Genomic DNA, 18,830 nt, shown 5'->3' with positions numbered 1-18,830 from the left:
CACCCCGAAGGGGGTACGGGAGAAACCCTCAGAAGGAACCCCGAGGCGCCGGCACCGCCCGGTCGAGCAGCCCCGTGCGCGCCGCGAGCGCCGCCGCCTCGAGACGCGAACCGACCCCCAGCTTCATCAGGACCCGCTGCACATGCGTCCGCGCCGTGCTCGGCGCGATCCCCATCCCCGCCGCGATCAGCCGGGTGCCCTCGCCCTCCGCGACCCGCACCAGGACCTCCACCTCCCGCTGTGTGAGCAGCCGGAGCAGCCGCTGCGCCTCGTCGTCCGGCTGCGCCGAGGGGTGCAGCAGCTCCGCGAAGGCCCCCTGGAGCAGCTGCGGCGCCACCGCCGGCTCCCCCGCCCTCGCCTTCACCAGAGCGCGCTCGACGCCCTCGATGCGCTCGTCGTGGCGGACGTACCCCGAGGCCCCGGCCGCGAACGCCGCCGCGATCCCGCGCGGCGACGGCACCGGACCGAGCACCACGACGGCCACCTGCGGCCGCTCCCGCTTGATCCGTACGACCGGGTCGAAGGTCCCCGGCGCGTCCGGCGTCGCCGTGCCCAGGAGGCAGACCTCCGGCGCCCGGCCCACCACCAGCTCCGCGGCCCCCGCCACCGGCGCGGCCGCCGCGAGCACCCGGTGCCCGCGCAGCTTCAGCGCCGAGGCGAGCGCCTCCGCGAGCAGGCGGTGGTCGTCCACCACCACGAGGCGTACGCCCATCCCGGTCATCCCCCCTCCTCCTGGCCGGCCGGACGCCCCGACGGCCTGACCCGGCAAGCTACACGCTCCCGTTGCTTCGATCCTCAGGGAATCTCGGCAATCCGGGCATTACGGCCCGGAAGGTCCGTCACTTCACCAAAGCATGAGGGCTTCGGTTTGAGTACGGTCTCTCGCTTCCGTCACCCGCTGGTGCGGGAGTTTTGTGCCACCTGCCCGCCCCGCCCCGGCCGTAAGGTCGAGGCGGGTGGTGCGGGTCTTCTGGTCGGCTCCACGAGGTTTCGGCGCTTGCGCGCCCTGGTCTCCGGCCACTCCGGTACCAGTCATGCAGGCCGCCGCGAGAGCGGCGAGGTTCCTGGCTGCGTTCTCGTCCCGATCTATGACCAGGGGGCAAGCATCGCAGTCGAAGACCCGGACGTGCAGCGGCAGTTTGGCTTTCACCGCGCCGCAGTCCGAGCAGGTCTTGGAAGAGGGATACCAGCGGCTGGCGACCACCGTTCGGCAGCCGTTCCGTCTGGTCTTGTACGTGATCTGGCGCCGGATCTCCCCGAACCCGGCATCGGCGATCTTGCGGGCCAGGCGGCGGTTGCGGAGCATGCCGGCGACGTTGAGGTCTTCCACCACCACCGTGCCGTACTCGGCCGTGATGCCGGTGGTGAGCTTGTGCAGCGCATCGGCCCGCAGGTTCGCCACCCGGTGGTGGACCTGGTTACGCTCGGCGTTGGCCTTGATCCAGCGTTTGGACGGCTTCTGACCGGTGCGGCGGTCGGGTCCTTGCCGGCGCGAGACGCGACGCGAGAGGCGCTTGAGGACCTTGAGCGCGGTGTCGTAGTGCTCCGGGTTGGGGATGTACCTGATCTCGCCGAGGGAGTCGGCCATCACCGCAAGGACCTTCACGCCGAGGTCCACGCCCACGGTCACACCGGGCCGGGTCACGCGTTCGATCTCCCGCTTGACCTCGACCTGGAACGACACGAACCAGCGTCCGCGCTCATACCGGATAGTGGCAGACAGGATGCGGGCCGTTCCGTTGGCCACGCGTCGCTGGAGTTTGCGGGTGGATTCGTGGGTGCGGATCGCCCCAAGCCTGGGCAGCGTCACATGCCTGCGGCCGTCCTCGACACGGATGGTGCCGGTGGTGAACCGACACGCAAGCCGGGCGCGGTGCTTGGACTTCCGGCGGGGCATCCCGACCCGCTTGCCCTTGCGCTTGCCCTGCTTGGACTTGGCGTAGTTGTCGAACGCGGCGGCAGCGTTCGCGAGGCCGGTGTTGTACGCCTCCTTGGAGTTCTCCGTCCACCAGCCGGAGAACCGGGGGTCGGCCTGCTTGGCCTTGTTGAACTCCTTGCGCAGCGCCGGGAGCGACCACGGCCGCCACGGCGTGAGTTCGTCCTCGGCAATGCCGTAGGACTCCTCGACCCTGCGCTGCCACCACGACGCCTCGACCCAGCCCACCGCCCAGTTGTAGGCGGCACGCGCCGCCCCGCAGTGCGACCTGAGCGCCGCGCTCTGACCGGCGTTCGGGTCCAGCGCGAAACGGTGTGCCTGCACCACGGAACCGGGCTGCGCCTGAAACTTCTTCACCCGGCGTCCTCGCCGGTCACAGCGGCCATCGCACGTGCGGCCCGATTCTTCGCCGCCCGCTGCCCGTACAGCCGGGCACACATCGAGGTGAGGACTTCGGTGATGTCTTGGACCAGGTCGCTGGTTGTCTCCCGCGGATCGAGCACCACCAGGCGCCGGCCGGAAGCCGACAACGCGGATCCCAGATGCTCGACACCGAAGCGGGCCAGCCGGTCGCGATGCTCCACGACGATGACGGCAAGGGTCGGGTCCGACAGGACACGGTGCAGCTTCCGCCGCTTCCCGTTCAGTCCGGACCCAACCTCGGTAACCACCTCGGCAACGGCCAGCCCCAGCCCGTTGGCTCCCTGCACGACACGGGAGACCTGCCGGTCGAGATCCGCCTTCTGGCCGCCGGACGAGACGCGGCAGTACGCCACCGTCCGCCCAACGACCTGGGGAGCGGACTCCTCGACCAGCCACATACCGGACGGCGTCTGCACGACAGGGACCGGCATACGGCCCTCTTTCGCCCAGGTCCACGCGGTCTGGTAATGCACGCCGTTGCGCGCCGCCCACTCGGAAAGCTTCACGTAATCACGATAAAGACTGATGAAGGCAGATAACTACTGATGAAAAATGCGACTGTTGTTCACCCCGCCCCGGCCGCCGACATGCGCGTGGGCCCCCCCGGATCACCGGAGGGGCCCACGGCCGTCTGGCGGGTCGTCAGTGCCCGGCGGAGAAGGAGGCGATCAGGTACTCCTTGATGTCGTTGGGCGAGGTCGACTCCCGGGGCTTGCTGATCAGCGTCTCCGAGATGAAGAACCGGCCGTCCCGGTAGAGGAGTTCGGCGCCGTTCAGGCTGAAGCTGCTCTCGACGTTGTGGATCGACTTGTTCGCCGGGTTCTCCAGGAGCAGCGTCTCCTTCATCGTGCCGCCGTCGACCGAGACGATCCGGCCGCCCTGGTCGTAGGGCGGTGCCTTGTAGGCGATGAGGTTGCCGCCGTCCATCCGCAGCGGGACGAAGGTGAACTTGTCGCCCGCGTCGGCCTTCTCCGGCACCGTGCGCCCGGTGGCCAGGTCGAAGGCGATGATCTCGTTGGTCTCGGAGCCGTAGTCGCCGGTGCTGCCCTCGTGCTCCTCGGTCGGCACGTACAGCCGGCCGTTGCCGACGAGCGCCTGGGTGCAGGACTCGACCTCGGTCGCGCGGCAGCGGGCCGCGTACTGGTCCGCGTCCGCCGTGATCTTCGCCTTCAGCTTCCCGGTCTTCTCGTCGATCGAGAAGAAGTCCGAGATGCCGCTGCCGTCACCGGCACTGTCGCCGATGTCGGACGCGACGACCAGCGGCTTGGTGGAGACGACCGAGGCGTACTTCGCGCCGGTCGGCATCTGGTACTGCGAGATCGGGGCGCCCGTCATCGGGTTGAGGTTCTGGATCAGCACCTTCGGGCTGTCGTACTGCCCGCACTTGCGGACCGCGACGAGGCCCTCCCCGCCGCCGTACCCCATGTCGTAGCAGTTCTGGTCGTTGGCCTGCGGCTTCCAGCGCGGGTTGCCGTTGGCGAGGTCGAAGGCGGCGCCGCCGTCGGTGCCGCCGGCCGCGACGGTCGCCCCGCTGAGCGTGACCTCGCTGAACCGCACCTTCTGGTCGCCGGCGCTGCCGCCGGTGACCGAGGTCGACCACAGCAGCTTGCCGGTGTTCAGGTCGACCACGCCGACCTCGGTGCACGGCTGGTAGTAGCGCGGCGCGACCCGCTTGGTGGCCTCGAACAGGATCGGCGCCTTGTTGTCCGCGGTGACGTGCCGCGAGGCGCCGCAGACCTGGCCGGTCAGCGGCAGCGTCCACAGGACGGTGCCCTTGTCCAGGTCGTAGCCCACGAGCGAGTTCACGCCCGGCTTCACGAACGCCTTGTCGGTGATCCAGGAGCCGGAGACGTCGGTGACGTCCTGGACCTTCGGCTGCCCGATCTGGAAGGCCATCTTCGCCTTCGTGTCGGTCGGCGGCTTCTCCTTGCCGCCGCCGCCGAGACCCTTGCCGCCGGTGTCGCCGCCCGTGGCAGAGCCCTGCGAGGTGCCGCCCGTGCCCTTCGCCTCGTTGCCCCCGTCACCGCTGCCGGAGTTGGCGTACCAGATGCCGACGCCGATGATCAGGACCACGGCGACGGCCGCCGCGATGACGATCTGGAGCTGCGCCGACAGCTTCTTGCCGCCTCCCGGGGCCGGGGCCGCGACGGGCTGCTGGTAGCCGCCGTACGCCTGCTGCGGCTGGGTCGGGTAGCCGTACGGGGGCTGGCCCGGCTGCTGCGGCTGCTGCGGGTAGCCGCCATACTGCGGGGGCTGCTGCGGCTGCTGCTGCGGCGCGGTGGGATAGCCGTACGCCGGAGGCTGCTGCTGCGGGTAGCCGTAGCCCGGGTCCGGCTGGGCCGACGGCTGCTGCGGATAGCCGTAGCCCGGGTCCGGCTGGGCCGGCGGCTGCTGCGGGTAGCCGTAGCCCGGCTGCTGCTGCGGGGGCGTCGGGGCGCCGAAGCCGCCCTGCGGGTCCGGGGGTTGGTTCGGCGGCGGCGGGGGTGGCTGCGTCATCGGTCCGTGTACCTCACTTGCTGAAGGCCATCATCGTCTTGACCTGCATCTCGTCCTTGTCGTTGGACGCCGACACACGCCCGCTCGCCACCACGAAGGCGCCGCTGCCGTAGGCGAAGCTCGCGTCGAAGAAGTTGCTCTCGATCTCGGCGGTCGAGGCCGGGTGCTGGAGCAGGATCTTCGGCGCGCCACCGGTCGGGGCGATGGTGGCGACGGCGCCGCCCTTGTCGTACGTGGGGTCCACGTACACCAGGACCTGCCCGCCCTCCATGCGCAGCGGGGTCATCGACCGGCCCTCGGGCGCCTTGGCGCGCCACTTGGCCTTGCCGTTCTTCAGGTCGAAGGCGACGACCTCGTTCGTCTTGCCGTATCCGGCGTCGGTGGACATGTAGAAGGTGTTCGCGTCGGCCGCGACACCCGTGCAGCCCGAGAGGTTCTTGCCGAAGATGACGAAGCTGCCGCCGCACGAGGGCGCGAACTTGTCGTTGCCGCCCTGGATCTGCGAGCGCAGCTTGCCGTTGGCGTCGAGCGCGAAGATGGACCACTTCTTCTCGTCGCGCTGGGTGGCCGAGACGACCAGCGGGTCGACCGAGTAGACCTTGTCGACCTCCCAGTTCGCCTGCAGCTGGAAGGTGAACTTGGGCTTGCCGGTGTTGGGGTCGACCTGGCCGACCGCCTGGAGCTTCTTGGTGGTGCTGCCCGACGGGCAGTCCATGGCGGCGATCAGCTTGCTGCCGCCCGCGTAGGCGAAGGGCTTGCAGCCGCTGTCGGGGCTCTTGAAGAGCTGGTGGCCGTCGGCGAGCGAGAAGCCGTACGCGCTGCTGGAACCGGCGGCGGTGACCGTGTTGCCGCTGATGGCCAGGGTGTTGTCGGAGAAGGCGAAGAGGCCCGTGGCCTTCGGGACGGCCTTCTTCCAGCCGGGCTTACCCGTCTTGAGGTCGACCTTCTGGAGCTGGGTGCACTTGGCGCCGTCCTTGGCGCTCTCGGCGTAGCCGAACACCATGGAGCCGTCGGCGGCGGGCTCCGGCGGGACCGCGCACAGCTCGAACGGCAGGTCGACGTGCCACTTACGCTTGCCGTCGCCCAGGTTGTAGCCGTCGACGCCCTTGTACATCGCCTTGACGACGGTGTCGCCGACGATCCACGGGCCGAAGGCGTCGGAGCCGTTGCGGGGCAGGTCGACGTCGTTCTTCAGCAGCCAGTTGACCTTCGCCTCGCCGGCCTGACGGCCCGCGTTGAGGTCCTCGTCGTCGTTGCCGCCGTCGCCCGTGCCGTCGCCCTGGTCCACCGACTCGGTGGGCTTGGGGGCGCCGGAGGAGCTGGCCGTGGCGGTGGGCTGCGCGACCGGGTCCTTCTCGTCGTCCCCGCCGACGACGGCCCAGGTCGTGACGGCGGCGACCAGGACGGCCGCGGCGGCCACGCCCGCGACGACACCGGTCCGGCCCTTGAACGGACCGCCGCCACCGGGGCCCTGGGGCGGGGTGGGGGCGCCCTGGTACATGGGCTGGGTCGGGTAGCCGCCGTAAGGGCTCTGCTGCTGGCCGTACGGACCGGGCTGCGGCGCCTGGCCGGGCTGGCCCTGCTGCGGGTAGCCGTACGGCTGCGGCGCCGGCTGCCCGTAAGGACCGGGCTGGCCGTAGGGGCCGGGCTGCGGGGCCTGTCCCGGCTGCTGCGGAGCCTGTCCCGGCTGCTGCGGGTACCCGTACCCGGGCTGCGTCGGCTGTCCGTACGGTCCCGGCGCGGCCGGCGGCGGGGTCTGCGGGGCGGGCGGGGCCTGCGGCGGGACCGGCGGCACGGGCGGCATGCCCTGGCCCGGCCCCTGGTTCGGGTCCTGAGGGGCTCCGAAGCCCCCCGGCGGCTGGTTGCTGGGCGGCTGGGTCATCAGCGGTTTCCCCCTAGAAGTGAGCGGGTTTTCTTTCTACCACTCACGCGATGGCGCAAAAGCGACCGGTCCGCCCCTTGTACCCAAGGGAGGACCGGCCTGTGATGCCCTCGTTATGCGTCGCGGATGCGAAGTGCGGCTACGCGTCCTCGGCCAGCTCGAGCCAGCGCATCTCCAATTCCTCCCGCTCCCCCGCGAGTTCCCGGAGCTCCGCGTCCAGCTTCGCCACCTTCTCGAAATCGGTGGCGTTGTCGGCGATCTGGGCGTGCAGCTTCGCCTCCTTGTCGGAGAGCTTGTCGAGCTGACGCTCGACCTTCTGCAGCTCCTTCTTGGCCGCGCGGGCGTCCGCGGCGGAGACGCCCGGCTTCTGCTGCGCGGGCGCGGCGGCGGGCGCCGGGACCGACGCCTCGATCATCTTCCGGCGCCGCTCCAGGTACTCGTCGATGCCGCGCGGCAGCATCCGCAGGGTCCGGTCGCCGAGCAGCGCGAACGTCCGGTCCGTGGTGCGCTCGATGAAGAACCGGTCGTGGGAGATGACGATCATGGAGCCCGGCCAGCCGTCGAGGAGGTCCTCCAGCTGCGTCAGGGTCTCGATGTCGAGGTCGTTGGTGGGCTCGTCGAGGAAGAGGACGTTCGGCTCGTCCATCAGCAGGCGCAGCAGCTGCAGGCGGCGGCGCTCGCCACCGGAGAGGTCGCCGACCGGCGTCCACTGCTTCTCCTTGGAGAAGCCGAACTGCTCGCAGAGCTGTCCGGCCGTCATCTCGCGGCCCTTGCCGAGGTCGACCCGGTCGCGGATCTGCTGGACGGCCTCCAGGACGCGCAGCGCGGCGGGGAGTTCGGTGACGTCCTGCGAGAGGTAGGCGAGCCGGACGGTCTTGCCGACGACGATCCTGCCGGCGGCCGGCTGCTTCTCGCCCTGGCTGACGGCCGCCTCGGCGAGCGCCCGCAGGAGTGAGGTCTTGCCCGCGCCGTTGACGCCGACGAGGCCGATGCGGTCGCCGGGGCCGAGCTGCCAGGTGAGGTGCTTGAGCAGCTCCTTGGGCCCGGCGGTGATGCTCACGTCCTCCAGGTCGAAGACCGTCTTGCCGAGGCGGGCGTTGGCGAACTTCATCAGCTCGCTGGTGTCGCGCGGCGGCGGCACGTCGGCGATCAGCTCGTTCGCGGCCTCGATGCGGTAGCGCGGCTTGGAGGTGCGGGCGGGGGCGCCGCGCCGCAGCCAGGCCAGCTCCTTGCGCATCAGGTTCTGCCGCTTGGTCTCCTCCGTGGCCGCGATCCGCTCGCGCTCGGCGCGGGCGAAGACGTAGTCGGAGTAGCCGCCCTCGTACTCGTGCACGTCACCGCGCTGCACGTCCCACATGCGGGTGCAGACCTGGTCGAGGAACCAGCGGTCGTGGGTGACGCAGACGAGCGCCGAGCGGCGCTCCTGGAGGTGCTTGGCGAGCCAGGCGATGCCCTCGACGTCGAGGTGGTTGGTGGGCTCGTCGAGGACGATCAGGTCCTGGTCCTCGATGAGGAGCCTGGCGAGCGCGATGCGCCGCCGCTCGCCGCCGGAGAGCGGGCCGATGACCGTGTCGAGGCCCTGCTCGAAGCCGGGCAGGTCGAGCCCGCCGAAGAGCCCGGTGAGCACGTCGCGGATCTTGGCGCTGCCCGCCCACTCGTGGTCGGCCATGACGCCGATGACCTCGTGCCGGATGGTGGCCTTCGGGTCGAGGGAGTCGTGCTGGGTGAGCACCCCGAGGCGGAGCCCTCCGCTGTGGGTGACGCGGCCGGTGTCGGCCTCCTCCAGCTTGGCGAGCATCCGGATGAGGGTGGTCTTGCCGTCGCCGTTGCGTCCGACGACCCCGATCCGGTCCCCCTCGGAGACGCCGAGCGAGACCCCGTCGAGCAGGGCACGGGTGCCGTACACCTTGCTGACTGCCTCGACATTGACCAGGTTGACGGCCACGTTGACTCCTGTACGGGGGATCGATCGACGTCCAAGGGTACGTCGCCGCGCGCACCGCCCCGGGCGCCCGCCGTCAGGCCCCGGAGCCCCGCCCGGCCCGCTCCACGAGCAGCCAGCCCGCCAGGGCCAGGCCGACGGCCGCCGGGGCCGTGACCGGGACGGCGATCAGCGTCGCCGCGTGGCCGTCGAGGAGCCCGCCGAAGCCCGTCAGGGACAGGCCCAGGACGCCGAAGAGGGCGAGGGTGATGCCGAGGGCGGCGAGGGGGCCGCCCGCGCCGGTCGCCGGGGCGGCCGGGACCGGGGCCTCGAAGCGGCGGAAGACGGCGACGAGCAGGGCCGTGAGCACGGCCGCCGCCACGAAGCGGAGCGGGACCTGCGCCCACCAGGCGGCCGAGGCGGGGGCCGGGAGCTCCACGCCGAGACCGAGCAGCGCCCCGTACACGCCGAGCATGGCCGTCAGGTGCCACAGGAAGGCCGTCATCGCGATCCCGTTGGCGGCGACCACCGTCCGCCACACCCCGGCGCGGGCGACGAGCCGCGCCCCCGGGCCCCTCAGCAGCTCGACCGCGCCGACCAGCCACAGCCCGTGGCAGAGCAGGGCGAGGGTCGGCGGGGCCATGTTCGACACCTTCTCCCCCGGCATTCCCACCATCGACAGCGGGTACGGCCCGAGGGCGACCAGCGCGGTCGCGCCGACGAGGCCCGCGGCGGCGAGCGGGGCCGGGCGGCGGATCATGCCGTCGGCGCGGAGGAAGCCGAGCTGGTGGACGGCGAGCCACACGAAGGCGAAGTTCAGGAACTCGACGAAGGGGACGTCCGCCGCGAACCGCAGCACGTCCACCGCGACCGCGCCGCCGGCGAGCGCGCCGAACGCGCCCCAGCCCCACCGCTCGTGCAGCCGCATCAGCGGCGGCGTGAAGGCCACCATCGCGAGGTAGATCCCGATGAACCACAGCGGCTGCGTGACGAGCCGCAGCGCGACCCCGGTGAGCCCTCCGTCGGCGCCGGACAGCTGGAGCACCAGCGCGGCCGCGCCCCACACCCCGACGAACACCATCGTCGGCCGCAGCAGCCGCTGGAGCCGGGCCCGCAGGAAGGCCGCGTACCGGGGGCGGGAGCGGTGGGCGAGGGCGTGCGAGAAGCCGCCGACGAAGAAGAACACCGGCATCACCTGGAACGCCCAGGTCACCACCTGGAGCTCCGGCACGACGGCGAGCAGGTTCCCGACCTGCCCGTCGGCGGTGACGGCCGCCATCAGCCAGTGGCCGAGGACGACGACCGCGAGCGAGGCGACCCGGAGCAGATCGACGTACCGGTCCCGCGTCGCCGGCGTGGCGGCGGCGAGTTCACGCGCGCTGATTCCCATGCGGGTACGGTCCCGCGGCACCCGGGCCGGCCGTCAGGGCGCGGATACTCAACCACCGGCTGAGTACGGACGGCCGGGCGGGCGTACGGTACGAGAGGGCCGCCGGACGCCGGCCGTCGTCCCGTGCGGGAGCGGCGCCGCGCTGCCAACCGGCCCCATGGCGTCGGCCACGTGGGCGACCTCCCGGCCACGGCTGCCGCGCTCTCCGGCCGGCGAACCGCCAGCCTCTCCTCAGGTCACCCGCGTCCCCCACGAGGAGAAGCCCATGTCGAGACACCCCCGTCTGGCCGCCGTCGCCGTCGCCACCGCGGCCCTCACCCTGCTCGCCGCCGGCCCGGCGTCGGCCGGCGACCCGACCGTGTCCGACCCCCGCGTCGTCGCCCACTTCAAGTTCACCGACGGAGAGACCCCGGAGAACATCGCCCTGGAGCCCGACGGCTCCGCCCTCCTGACCTTCTCCCTCGCCCACAAGGTGGTGCGGGTCGGCAGGAACGGGTCCGGGCCGGTGGAGGTCGCGACCCTCCCCACGGTGACCGACCCGCCGTCGTCCCTCGTCACGGGCATCGCCCGCGCCCATGACGGCACCCTGTACGTCAACTACGTCACCGGCACCGAGGACGAGAACGGCATCTGGCGCGTCCGCCCCGACGGCAGCGCGCCCCGGCGGATCGTGAAGGTGCCCGTCGACGGCTTCCCCAACGGCCTCGCCCTCGACGAGAGGTGCGAGACCCTGTACGCCGCCGACTCGGCGCGCGGCGTCGTGTGGAGCGCGCCGGTGCCGGACGGGGACGAAGAGGTGGAGGCGAGGGTCTGGGCCACCGGAGACGCCCTCCAGCCGACCGAGGAGCTCCCCTACGGCGCCAACGGCCTGAAGCTCCACGACGGCGCCGTCTGGGTGTCCAACTCCGCCCACAGCACCCTGCTCCGCATCCCGATCAAGAGGAACCGGTCCGCGGGCCCGATCCAGACCAGGGCGACCGGGCTCACCGGGATCGACGACTTCGCCTTCACCGGGCACGGCGACACGGTCCTGGCCGCGCGGGTCACGGAGAACAAGCTCGAACTCGTCCGCCCCGACGGCACCCACAAGACCGTCCTCACCGCCACGGGCGGCCTGTCCAACCCGACCTCGGTGGCGATCCGCGCCAAGACCGTCTACGTGCCCAGCGCGTCCTACTTCGCCCCCGCGAACAAGAAGGACCCGAACCTCCTCCTGGCCCGCGTCTCCAGGAACAAGCTCTGACCGGCCGGCCATGACAAGGCCCGGCGCCGCCGTTCCCTCCACCCGCGCCAGGCGAGCGGGAGGCGCCGGCCGGCGTGAAGGTGTCAGGCGGGCAGAACGACCGCGCCCGGTGCCGGTGACGTCGCCACGCGGGCCGTGCGGCAGGTGCCCGAGGCGGTGAGGGCGGCGGCGACCGCGGTCGCCGCCTCCTGGTCCTTCACCAGGAACGCCGTCGTCGGGCCCGAGCCGGAGACCAGGGCCGCGAGGGCGCCCGCGTCCGTGCCGGCCCTCAGGGTCGCGGCGAGCGAGGGGCGCAGGGAGAGCGCCGGGGCCTGGAGGTCGTTGGCGAGGGTCGCGGCGAGAGCGGTGGTGTCGCCGGTCGCCAGGGCCTCCAGGAGGGCCGGCGACGCGGCCGGCTCGGGAATGTCGACGCCCTCGGCGAGGCGGTCGAACTCGCCGAACACCACCGGGGTCGAGAGCCCGCCGTCGGCGACGGCGAACACCCAGTGGAAGGTGCCGCCGACCGGCAGCTCCGTCAGCTTCTCGCCGCGCCCGGTGCCGAGCGCCGCCCCGCCGACGAGGCTGAACGGCACGTCGGAGCCGAGTTCCGCGCAGATCTCCAGGAGCACGTCACGGGGCGTGTCCAGCCCCCAGAGCGCGTCGCACGCGAGCAGCGCGCCCGCGCCGTCCGCGCTGCCGCCGGCCATGCCGCCGGCGACGGGGATGTCCTTCTCGATGTGCAGGTGCACGTCGGGGGCGATGCCGTGCCGGGCGGCGAGGAGCTCGGCGGCGCGCGCGGCCAGGTTGGTGCGGTCCAGCGGCACCTTGTCGGCGTCCGGGCCCTCGCAGGTGACCGTCAGTCCGTCGGCGGGGGTGGCGGTCACCTCGTCGTACAGGGAGACGGCGAGGAAGACGTTCGCCAGGTCGTGGAAGCCGTCGGGGCGGGCCGCGCCGACGGCGAGCTGCACGTTGACCTTGGCGGGAACCCGTACGGTCACGCCGCTCATGCCGTCGCCTCCGGCTTGTTCTCCGCGATCCGCGCGAACTCCTCCACCGTCAGCGACTCGCCCCGCGCCTGCGGCGAGATCCCGGCCTTCACCAGGGCCTCCTCCGCGGCCGCGGGCGAGCCCGCCCAGGTCGCGAGGGCCGCGCGCAGGGTCTTGCGGCGCTGTGCGAAGGCCGCGTCGACGGCCGCGAAGACCTCCCGGCGGCTCGCGGTGGTCGGGAGGGGTTCGGTGCGGCGGACGAGGGAGACGAGGCCGGAGTCGACGTTCGGCGCGGGCCAGAAGACGTTGCGGCCGATGGCGCCGGCGCGCTTGACCTCCGCGTACCAGTTGGCCTTGACGGAGGGGACCCCGTACACCTTGTTCCCCGGCTTGGCTGCGAGCCGGTCGGCGACCTCGGCCTGGACCATGACGAGGGTCCGCTCGATGGTCGGGAACCGCTCCAGCATGTGGAGCAGGACGGGCACGGCCACGTTGTACGGCAGGTTCGCGACGAGCGCGGTGGGCGGCGGGCCCGGGAGCTCCTCGACGTGCATCGCGTCGGAGTGGACGAGCGCGAAGCGGTCCGCGCGGGCGGGCATCCGGGCGGCGATCGTCGCGGGCAGCGCGGCGGCGAGCACGTCGTCGATCTCGACGGCCGTCACGCGGTCGGCGGCCTCCAGGAGGGCCAGGGTGAGGGAGCCGAGCCCGGGGCCCACCTCCACGACCACGTCCTCGGGCCGCACCCCGGCCGTGCGGACGATCCGCCGGACGGTGTTGGCGTCGATGACGAAGTTCTGGCCCTTCTGCTTCGTGGGGCGCACGCCGAGGGCGGCGGCCAGCTCACGGATGTCGGCGGGGCCGAGGAGGGCGTCGGGGCTTTCGGGGCCGGTGGTGGTGCTCACCGGTACAGCCTACGGGGCCCCGGTAGGGCCGACCTACGGCTCACCGGTCCGGCCCCGCCCGGTGCGGCCGGCCCACGGCTCACCGGTCCGGCCCCGGGCTCACCGGTACGGCCCCGCCCGGCCCCCGGCTCACCGGTACAGCCGGCGTCCGCAGTGGGGCCAGGGGCTCGCGCCCCGCTGCACGTACAGCTTCTTCGCGCGGAACGTCTGCTCGGCGGCGGGCGCGTTCTGGGCGGTGCCGGTGCCTCCGAGGGCGTGCCAGGTGCCGGGGTCGAACTGGTAGAGCCCGCCGTACGTCCCCGAGGGGTCGACCGCGTTCGGGCGGCCGCCGGACTCGCAGGCGGCGAGCGCGCCCCAGTCGAGGCCGTCGGCGCCGGCGACGGAGGTGGGCAGCGGCCGGGTGCCGATCCGGACCTTGCGGCTGACGGGTTCGCGGACGATCTCCTCGCCGGTCCTGCGGGGCCGTTCCTTGACGCCGTTGACCGTGCGCAGGCTGTACGTGACGCGGCGGACGCCCGGGGCGCCCTGCCGTTCGACGACCTCGGTGCCGGCGAAGAGCACGGGGTCGCGGACCTGCTCGACGGCGTACGGGACGGACTCCTCCCGCACCTGCCGGGAGCCGGTGATGCGCAGCACGTTCACGGTCTGGCCGTCGCGGGGGAAGGAGCCGGCCGGCACGGAGGTGGTGTCCTGTCCGGAGAGCGTGATCCCGGCCTCGGCGAGGGCCTCCCGGACGGTGGCGGCGTTCGTGCGGACGGTCCGCTCGCGCCCGTCGGCCAGGAAGGTGACGGCCCGCTCGGTGCGGACGTCGAGGGCGAGGCCCTGGCGGGAGATCACGGCGCCGCGGGAGACCGAGAGGTAGGCGCCCTCCGCGCGGACCCCGAGCTGGCGCAGCGCCCCCTCGACGGTCCCGGCGGTCGTCCACACCCGGTGGCGGTGTCCGTCGACGGTGAGGGAGACCGGCCGCCCGTACCGGACGACGATGTCGTCGCCGTCGGCCAGGGCCTCGGTGGGGCCGGGGGCGACGATGTCGTGCTCGCCGACGGCGACGCCCTCGTCGGCGAGGAGCTCGGCGACGTCGTCGGCGAAGGTGTGGAGGGTGCGCGGGACGCCGTCGACGGTGAGCTCGACGGCCTTGTCGTCGGCGACGAAGGCGCTGGTGCCGCCTGCCAGGAAGGCGACGACGAGGGCCTGCGGGACGAGCCTCCGCAGCCCTTCCGCGGCGGTCCCGGCGCCCCCGGGGGCCTTGCGGCGGCGGGAGGCGCGGCGGGCTCCGGCCCGGGAGCCCTGCCCGGGGACGGTGCCGGGGGCGGGGCCGGGCGCGGGGGAGGCGGGGACGACGAGGGGCGCCGCCATCGTCGGCTGCTCGTGCAGGGGCAGGGTGGTGCCCGCCGCCCGCCGTCCGGCTCGGTGACTGCCCTGGGAAGTGCTCACGAGGCCGGGACCCTAGCCCCGACCCCGGTCACGCTCCACGACGACCCGACTACTGCACGTAACTGTTATGCATCAGTAATCGAAGGCGCGGGCCGTGTTCACGGCGATCGCCTCGGCCAGCTCGTTCTCCCCGATGCCGCGGACCTCCGCCATGGCCCGCACGGTGACCGGGATCAGGTACGGGGCGTTCGGGCGGCCCCGGAAGGGCGCGGGGGTGAGGAAGGGGGCGTCGGTCTCGACGAGGACCAGCTCCAGCGGGGCGATCGCGAGGGCGTCCCGCAGCGGCTGGGCGTTCTTGAAGGTGACGTTGCCGGCGAAGGACATGTAGTAGCCCTTGGCGGCGCAGATCTCGGCCATCTCCGCGTCGCCGGAGTAGCAGTGGAAGACGGTCCGCTCGGGGGCGCCCTCCTCGTCCAGGACGCGGAGCACGTCGGCGTGGGCCTCCCGGTCGTGGATGACGAGGGCCTTGCCGTGCCGCTTGGCGATCTCGATGTGGGCGCGGAAGGAACGCTCCTGCGCGGCGATGCCCTCGGGTCCGGTGCGGAAGAAGTCGAGGCCGGTCTCGCCGACCCCGCGGACGTGCGGCAGTGCGGCGAGCCGGTCGATCTCGGTGAGCGCGTCGTCGAGGGCGGCGTCGCCGCCGCCCTGACGGGCGCCCTGGCGCGACCAGCCGTCGGGATCGCCGAGGACGATCCTGGGGGCCTCGTTGGGGTGCAGCGCGACGGCCGCGTGCACGTTCTCGTGGGCGGCGGCCGTCTCGGCGGCCCACTGCGAGCCCTTCACGTCGCAGCCGACCTGGACGACCGTGGTCACGCCGACGGCGGCGGCCTTGATCAGGGCCTCCTCGACGGTCCCGGACTGCAGGTCCATGTGGGTGTGCGAGTCCGCGACCTCCACGAGGAGGGGCTCGGGCAGCGGCGGCGGGGCGTCCTTGGCACTCATGGTCCCGATCGTACGAGGACCACGAGTGCCTCCGTGTGGCCTACTGGTGACGCCGGAAGGGGTGGAAGAGGTCCGACAGGTGCCAGTGGTGCGGTACCGGCGGCTTCTCTGGAGTGTCCTCGGTCAGTTCCTGGCCGATGGGGCCGGCCGGTGAGACGGGCTTCGTCGCCCGCGCCCCGTGTTGGTGCTTCTCGGTCGCGGCGACCAGGTCGAGCACCGACGACACCTGCCCCGCGCGCATGATGCGGACGACGTGGCCGCCGCAGTTCATGCAGGTGGGGCTGGACAGCGGGGACGGTACCCGCTCTCCCTCGGCCTTGTAGACGACGAATTCCTGGCCGGCGGCGTCGACGTGGTGCTCGATGTCGTACGCCTGCTCCCAGCCGTATCCACAGCGCATGCAGGCGAAGGCGTACGCCTCATGGGCGACGGATATGCCGGTGCCGGTGATCTCGCTCATGCCAGCTCCTCTCCACTGATCAGTGGACGCCTTTTCGGGCCGGAGCGCATCAGCGGGGAACGAACCATGGAAGGCTTTTGGCTCTTCCCTTGCCAAGCGCCCAAGGAAGAGTCCCGGCGCCGGTTTCGGCTTTGCCTTTCAGGTTAGCTCTTTACCTTTTCCAGGGCCTGACGCCTCCGCATTCTTTGCCGCGACCACGGCATCGAACACCTCCCGCTTGGGAAGTCCCGCCTCGGCCGCGACGGCGGCGATCGCCTCCTTGCGGCGCTCCCCCGCCTCCTCGCGCACCCGCACCCTGCGCACCAGCTCCTCCGCGTCGAGCTCGGCGGGCCCGGTCTCCGGGGCGCCCTCGACGACGACGGTGATCTCGCCCCGTACGCCGTCCTTCGCCCATTCCGCGAGCTCACCGAGCGGGCCGCGCTTGACCTCCTCGTACGTCTTGGTCAGCTCCCGGCAGACGGCGGCCCGGCGCTCGGCGCCGAAGACCTCGGCCATCGCGGCGAGGGTGTCGTCGAGCCGGTGCGGGGCCTCGAAGTACACGAGCGTCCTCCGCTCGTCCGCGACCTCGCGCAGACGTCCGAGCCGCTCGCCGGCCTTCCTGGGCAGGAAGCCCTCGAAGCAGAAGCGGTCCACGGGGAGGCCGGAGAGGGCGAGCGCGGTGAGCACGGCGGACGGGCCGGGGACGGCCGTCACCTTGATGTCCTGCTCGACGGCGGCGGCGACGAGCCGGTAGCCGGGGTCCGAGACGGACGGCATGCCCGCGTCGGTCACGAGCAGCACCCGCGCGCCGCCGACCAGCGCCTCGACCAGCTCGGGCGTACGGGCGGACTCGTTGCCCTCGAAGTACGAGACGACCCGGCCCGTGGTGTGGACGCCGAGCGCCCGGGTGAGGCCGCGCAGCCTCCGGGTGTCCTCGGCGGCCACGATGTCCGCGCTCTGCAGTTCGGTGGCGAGCCGGGGCGGGGCGTCCGCGATGTCACCGATGGGGGTCCCTGCGAGTACCAGCGTTCCTGTCACACGGGACATCCTCCCAGCCCGGACAGGCGACTCGCACAGGCGCGTTCCCTACGATGGCGCGGTGACCAGTACCGCACCCGAGGCCCTGGAGGGCCAGCACCCCATGGCGGCGCCCGTGGCAGAGCCCTCTTCCTGGCAGCTCAGGCTGCGGCGCTTCGGCTACGCGCCGCCGGCCCCGGACACCGCGCCCATCGGGCTGCGCGAGCGGCTCGTCCCCTCGTACACCCGGCCCTCCGCCCGGACGTGGTCGCTGCTCGGCATCGGCCCCGGCGGCGCCGAGCGGCTGTGGCGGCTCCTCGCCTGGGGCGGTCCGCTGCTGGTCACGGCGGTCGCGGGCCTGCTGCGGTTCTGGAACCTGGGCAAGCCGCACGCGGTGATATTCGACGAGACGTACTACGCCAAGGACTCCTGGGCCCTGATCAACCAGGGGTACGAGGGGGCCTGGCCGAAGGACATCGACAAGACGATCCTGAAGGACCCGGGGTCGGTCCTGATCCCGACCGACCCGGGGTACGTCGTCCATCCGCCGATGGGCAAATGGGTGATCGGCGTCGGCGAGAAGCTCTTCGGCTTCGAGCCCTTCGGCTGGCGCTTCATGGTGGCGCTGCTCGGCACCCTGTCGGTGCTGATGCTGTGCCGGATCGGGCGGCGCCTCTTCCGCTCGACGTTCCTCGGCTGCCTGGCGGGCCTGCTGCTCGCCGTCGACGGACTGCACTTCGTGATGAGCCGCACCGCGCTCCTCGACCAGGTGCTGATGTTCTTCGTGCTCGCCGCCTTCGGCTGCCTCGTGCTGGACCGGGACCGGACGCGGGCGCGGCTCGCGGCGGCGCTGCCGGAGGACGAGGAGGGGGTGCTGCGGCCGGACGCGGAGATCGCGGAGGCGCTGCGCCTGGGCTGGCGGCCGTGGCGGCTCGCGGCCGGCGTGTCCCTCGGCCTCGCGGCGGCGACCAAGTGGAACGGCCTGTACGTGATGGTCGGCTTCGGTCTGCTGACCGTCCTGTGGGACGTCGGCGGCCGCCGCACGGCCGGCGCCGTCCGCCCGTACCTCGCGGTGATCAAGAAGGACCTGCTGCCGGCGTTCGTGTCGGTGGTGCCGGTGGCGATCGCGACGTACCTGGCGACCTGGACCGGCTGGCTGGTCAGCGACAAGGGCTACTTCCGCCACTGGGCCACCGACCACGACAAGGCGGTCGGCGGCGGGACGTGGGGCTGGCTCCCGGACTGGCTGCGCAGCCTCTGGCACTACGAGTCCGAGGTGTACACCTTCCACGTCGGCCTCACCTCGCCGCACACCTACCAGTCGAACCCCTGGTCCTGGATCGTCCTCGGCCGTCCCGTCTCGTACTTCTACGAGTCCCCCGCCCCCGGCACGAACGGCTGCCCGGCGACCGCGACCGAGAAGTGCGCCCAGGAGGTCCTGGCCCTCGGCACCCCTCTCCTGTGGTGGGCGGCCTGCTTCGCGATCCTGTACGTCCTGTGGCGCTGGGCCTTCCGCCGCGACTGGCGCGCGGGCGCGATCGCCTGCGGCATCGCGGCCGGCTGGCTCCCCTGGTTCCTTTACCAGGAACGCACCATCTTCCTTTTCTACGCGGTCGTCTTCGTGCCTTTCCTGTGCCTGGCGGTGACCATGATGCTGGGCGCGCTCATCGGCCCCCGCGGTTCATCGGAAAGACGCCGGACATTCGGCGCGGTGGCGGCGGGATGTCTCGTCCTGCTCATCGTCTGGAATTTCATCTACTTCTGGCCCATCTACACCGGGACCCCCATTCCGATGGACAGCTGGCGGGCCCGGATGTGGCTGGACACCTGGGTGTAGCCG

The 18,830-nt window shown here is 72.4% G+C and carries 15 protein-coding genes; 2 read left to right on the top strand and 13 right to left on the bottom strand.

The window, feature by feature from the left end; genetic code table 11:
- Window positions 1-28: 28 nt before the first annotated feature.
- The 7 genes from BLW86_RS22415 to BLW86_RS22385 all read right to left on the bottom strand — a co-directional run bounded on the left by BLW86_RS22415 (window position 29) and on the right by BLW86_RS22385 (window position 10,048).
- Window positions 29-712 carry a response regulator transcription factor gene (locus BLW86_RS22415; protein WP_093878807.1) on the bottom strand — a complete coding sequence of 228 codons (684 nt, stop codon included), beginning with the start codon at window positions 710-712 and terminating at the stop codon, window positions 29-31.
- A gap of 132 nt (window positions 713-844) precedes the next feature.
- Window positions 845-2,293 (bottom strand): IS607 family element RNA-guided endonuclease TnpB, encoded by a 1,449-nt coding sequence (gene tnpB / locus BLW86_RS22410; RefSeq protein ID WP_093875693.1) that lies wholly within the window; start codon window positions 2,291-2,293, stop codon window positions 845-847.
- Window positions 2,290-2,865: an IS607 family transposase gene (locus BLW86_RS22405; RefSeq protein ID WP_093875692.1), complete on the bottom strand. Its 576-nt coding sequence runs from the start codon at window positions 2,863-2,865 to the stop codon at window positions 2,290-2,292. Before BLW86_RS22405 ends, tnpB begins: the two co-directional genes overlap by 4 nt.
- 136 nt (window positions 2,866-3,001) lie before the next feature.
- On the bottom strand, window positions 3,002-4,855 hold the full coding sequence (locus tag BLW86_RS22400) for an outer membrane protein assembly factor BamB family protein (protein ID WP_093875691.1): 1,854 nt from the start codon (window positions 4,853-4,855) through the stop codon (window positions 3,002-3,004).
- 13 nt (window positions 4,856-4,868) lie between these two features.
- The gene (locus tag BLW86_RS22395; protein WP_093875690.1) at window positions 4,869-6,737 is read right to left on the bottom strand and encodes an outer membrane protein assembly factor BamB family protein; all 1,869 of its coding nucleotides are present in this window, start codon (window positions 6,735-6,737) and stop codon (window positions 4,869-4,871) included.
- 139 nt (window positions 6,738-6,876) lie between these two features.
- Window positions 6,877-8,682, bottom strand: a complete 1,806-nt coding sequence (locus BLW86_RS22390) for an ABC-F family ATP-binding cassette domain-containing protein (RefSeq protein WP_093875689.1) — start codon at window positions 8,680-8,682, stop codon at window positions 6,877-6,879.
- Between the two features lie 73 nt (window positions 8,683-8,755).
- A complete protein-coding gene (locus BLW86_RS22385) occupies window positions 8,756-10,048 on the bottom strand; it encodes an acyltransferase family protein (RefSeq protein ID WP_093875688.1) in 1,293 nt (430 codons plus the stop codon).
- 265 nt (window positions 10,049-10,313) lie between these two features.
- On the opposite strand from BLW86_RS22385, the gene BLW86_RS22380 reads away from it, so the two are divergent.
- Window positions 10,314-11,291, top strand: coding sequence for an SMP-30/gluconolactonase/LRE family protein (locus BLW86_RS22380; RefSeq protein ID WP_093875687.1), 978 nt, complete (start codon window positions 10,314-10,316; stop codon window positions 11,289-11,291).
- Window positions 11,292-11,374: 83 nt separating this feature from the next.
- Here BLW86_RS22380 and BLW86_RS22375 read toward each other — a convergent pair whose 3' ends face one another.
- The 6 genes from BLW86_RS22375 to rsmI form a co-directional block, all read right to left on the bottom strand.
- Complete coding sequence (locus BLW86_RS22375; RefSeq protein WP_093875686.1) at window positions 11,375-12,277, bottom strand: 4-(cytidine 5'-diphospho)-2-C-methyl-D-erythritol kinase; 903 nt, start codon at window positions 12,275-12,277, stop codon at window positions 11,375-11,377.
- On the bottom strand, window positions 12,274-13,158 hold the full coding sequence (rsmA, locus tag BLW86_RS22370) for a 16S rRNA (adenine(1518)-N(6)/adenine(1519)-N(6))-dimethyltransferase RsmA (RefSeq protein WP_093875685.1): 885 nt from the start codon (window positions 13,156-13,158) through the stop codon (window positions 12,274-12,276). Before rsmA ends, BLW86_RS22375 begins: the two co-directional genes overlap by 4 nt.
- Window positions 13,159-13,287: 129 nt before the next feature.
- Window positions 13,288-14,592: a resuscitation-promoting factor gene (locus tag BLW86_RS22365; protein WP_305632556.1), complete on the bottom strand. Its 1,305-nt coding sequence runs from the start codon at window positions 14,590-14,592 to the stop codon at window positions 13,288-13,290.
- Window positions 14,593-14,664: 72 nt separating this feature from the next.
- Entirely contained in the window at window positions 14,665-15,534 is an 870-nt protein-coding gene (locus BLW86_RS22360; RefSeq protein ID WP_093875683.1) for a TatD family hydrolase, read from the bottom strand.
- A 40-nt stretch (window positions 15,535-15,574) separates the two neighbouring features.
- Entirely contained in the window at window positions 15,575-15,994 is a 420-nt protein-coding gene (locus BLW86_RS22355) for a hypothetical protein (RefSeq protein ID WP_093875682.1), read from the bottom strand.
- A gap of 138 nt (window positions 15,995-16,132) precedes the next feature.
- Window positions 16,133-17,020 (bottom strand): 16S rRNA (cytidine(1402)-2'-O)-methyltransferase, encoded by an 888-nt coding sequence (gene rsmI / locus BLW86_RS22350; protein WP_177181723.1) that lies wholly within the window; start codon window positions 17,018-17,020, stop codon window positions 16,133-16,135.
- Between the two features lie 52 nt (window positions 17,021-17,072).
- Here rsmI and BLW86_RS22345 point away from each other — a divergent pair, with 52 nt between their 5' ends.
- Window positions 17,073-18,827: a dolichyl-phosphate-mannose--protein mannosyltransferase gene (locus tag BLW86_RS22345; RefSeq protein WP_093875680.1), complete on the top strand. Its 1,755-nt coding sequence runs from the start codon at window positions 17,073-17,075 to the stop codon at window positions 18,825-18,827.
- Window positions 18,828-18,830: the final 3 nt, after the last annotated feature.

The sequence above is a fragment of the Streptomyces sp. TLI_105 genome (assembly GCF_900105415.1).
Classification (GTDB): Bacteria; Actinomycetota; Actinomycetes; order Streptomycetales; family Streptomycetaceae; genus Streptomyces.
The sequence above is the reverse complement of the archived record's forward strand: the minus strand, read 5'-3'. Positions and strand labels throughout refer to the sequence as shown.

Bases quoted from the DNA above. Each gene is read 5' to 3' on its own strand.
- BLW86_RS22415 (WP_093878807.1), bottom strand. From the start codon at position 712: ATGGGCGTACGCCTCGTGGTGGTGGACGACCACCGCCTGCTCGCGGAG.
- BLW86_RS22400 (WP_093875691.1), bottom strand. From the start codon at position 4,855: ATGACGCAGCCACCCCCGCCGCCGCCGAACCAACCCCCGGACCCGCAG.
- BLW86_RS22395 (WP_093875690.1), bottom strand. From the start codon at position 6,737: ATGACCCAGCCGCCCAGCAACCAGCCGCCGGGGGGCTTCGGAGCCCCT.
- BLW86_RS22385 (WP_093875688.1), bottom strand. From the start codon at position 10,048: ATGGGAATCAGCGCGCGTGAACTCGCCGCCGCCACGCCGGCGACGCGG.
- BLW86_RS22380 (WP_093875687.1), top strand. From the start codon at position 10,314: ATGTCGAGACACCCCCGTCTGGCCGCCGTCGCCGTCGCCACCGCGGCC.
- BLW86_RS22375 (WP_093875686.1), bottom strand. From the start codon at position 12,277: ATGAGCGGCGTGACCGTACGGGTTCCCGCCAAGGTCAACGTGCAGCTC.
- BLW86_RS22360 (WP_093875683.1), bottom strand. From the start codon at position 15,534: ATGAGTGCCAAGGACGCCCCGCCGCCGCTGCCCGAGCCCCTCCTCGTG.
- BLW86_RS22355 (WP_093875682.1), bottom strand. From the start codon at position 15,994: ATGAGCGAGATCACCGGCACCGGCATATCCGTCGCCCATGAGGCGTAC.
- rsmI (WP_177181723.1), bottom strand. From the start codon at position 17,020: ATGTCCCGTGTGACAGGAACGCTGGTACTCGCAGGGACCCCCATCGGT.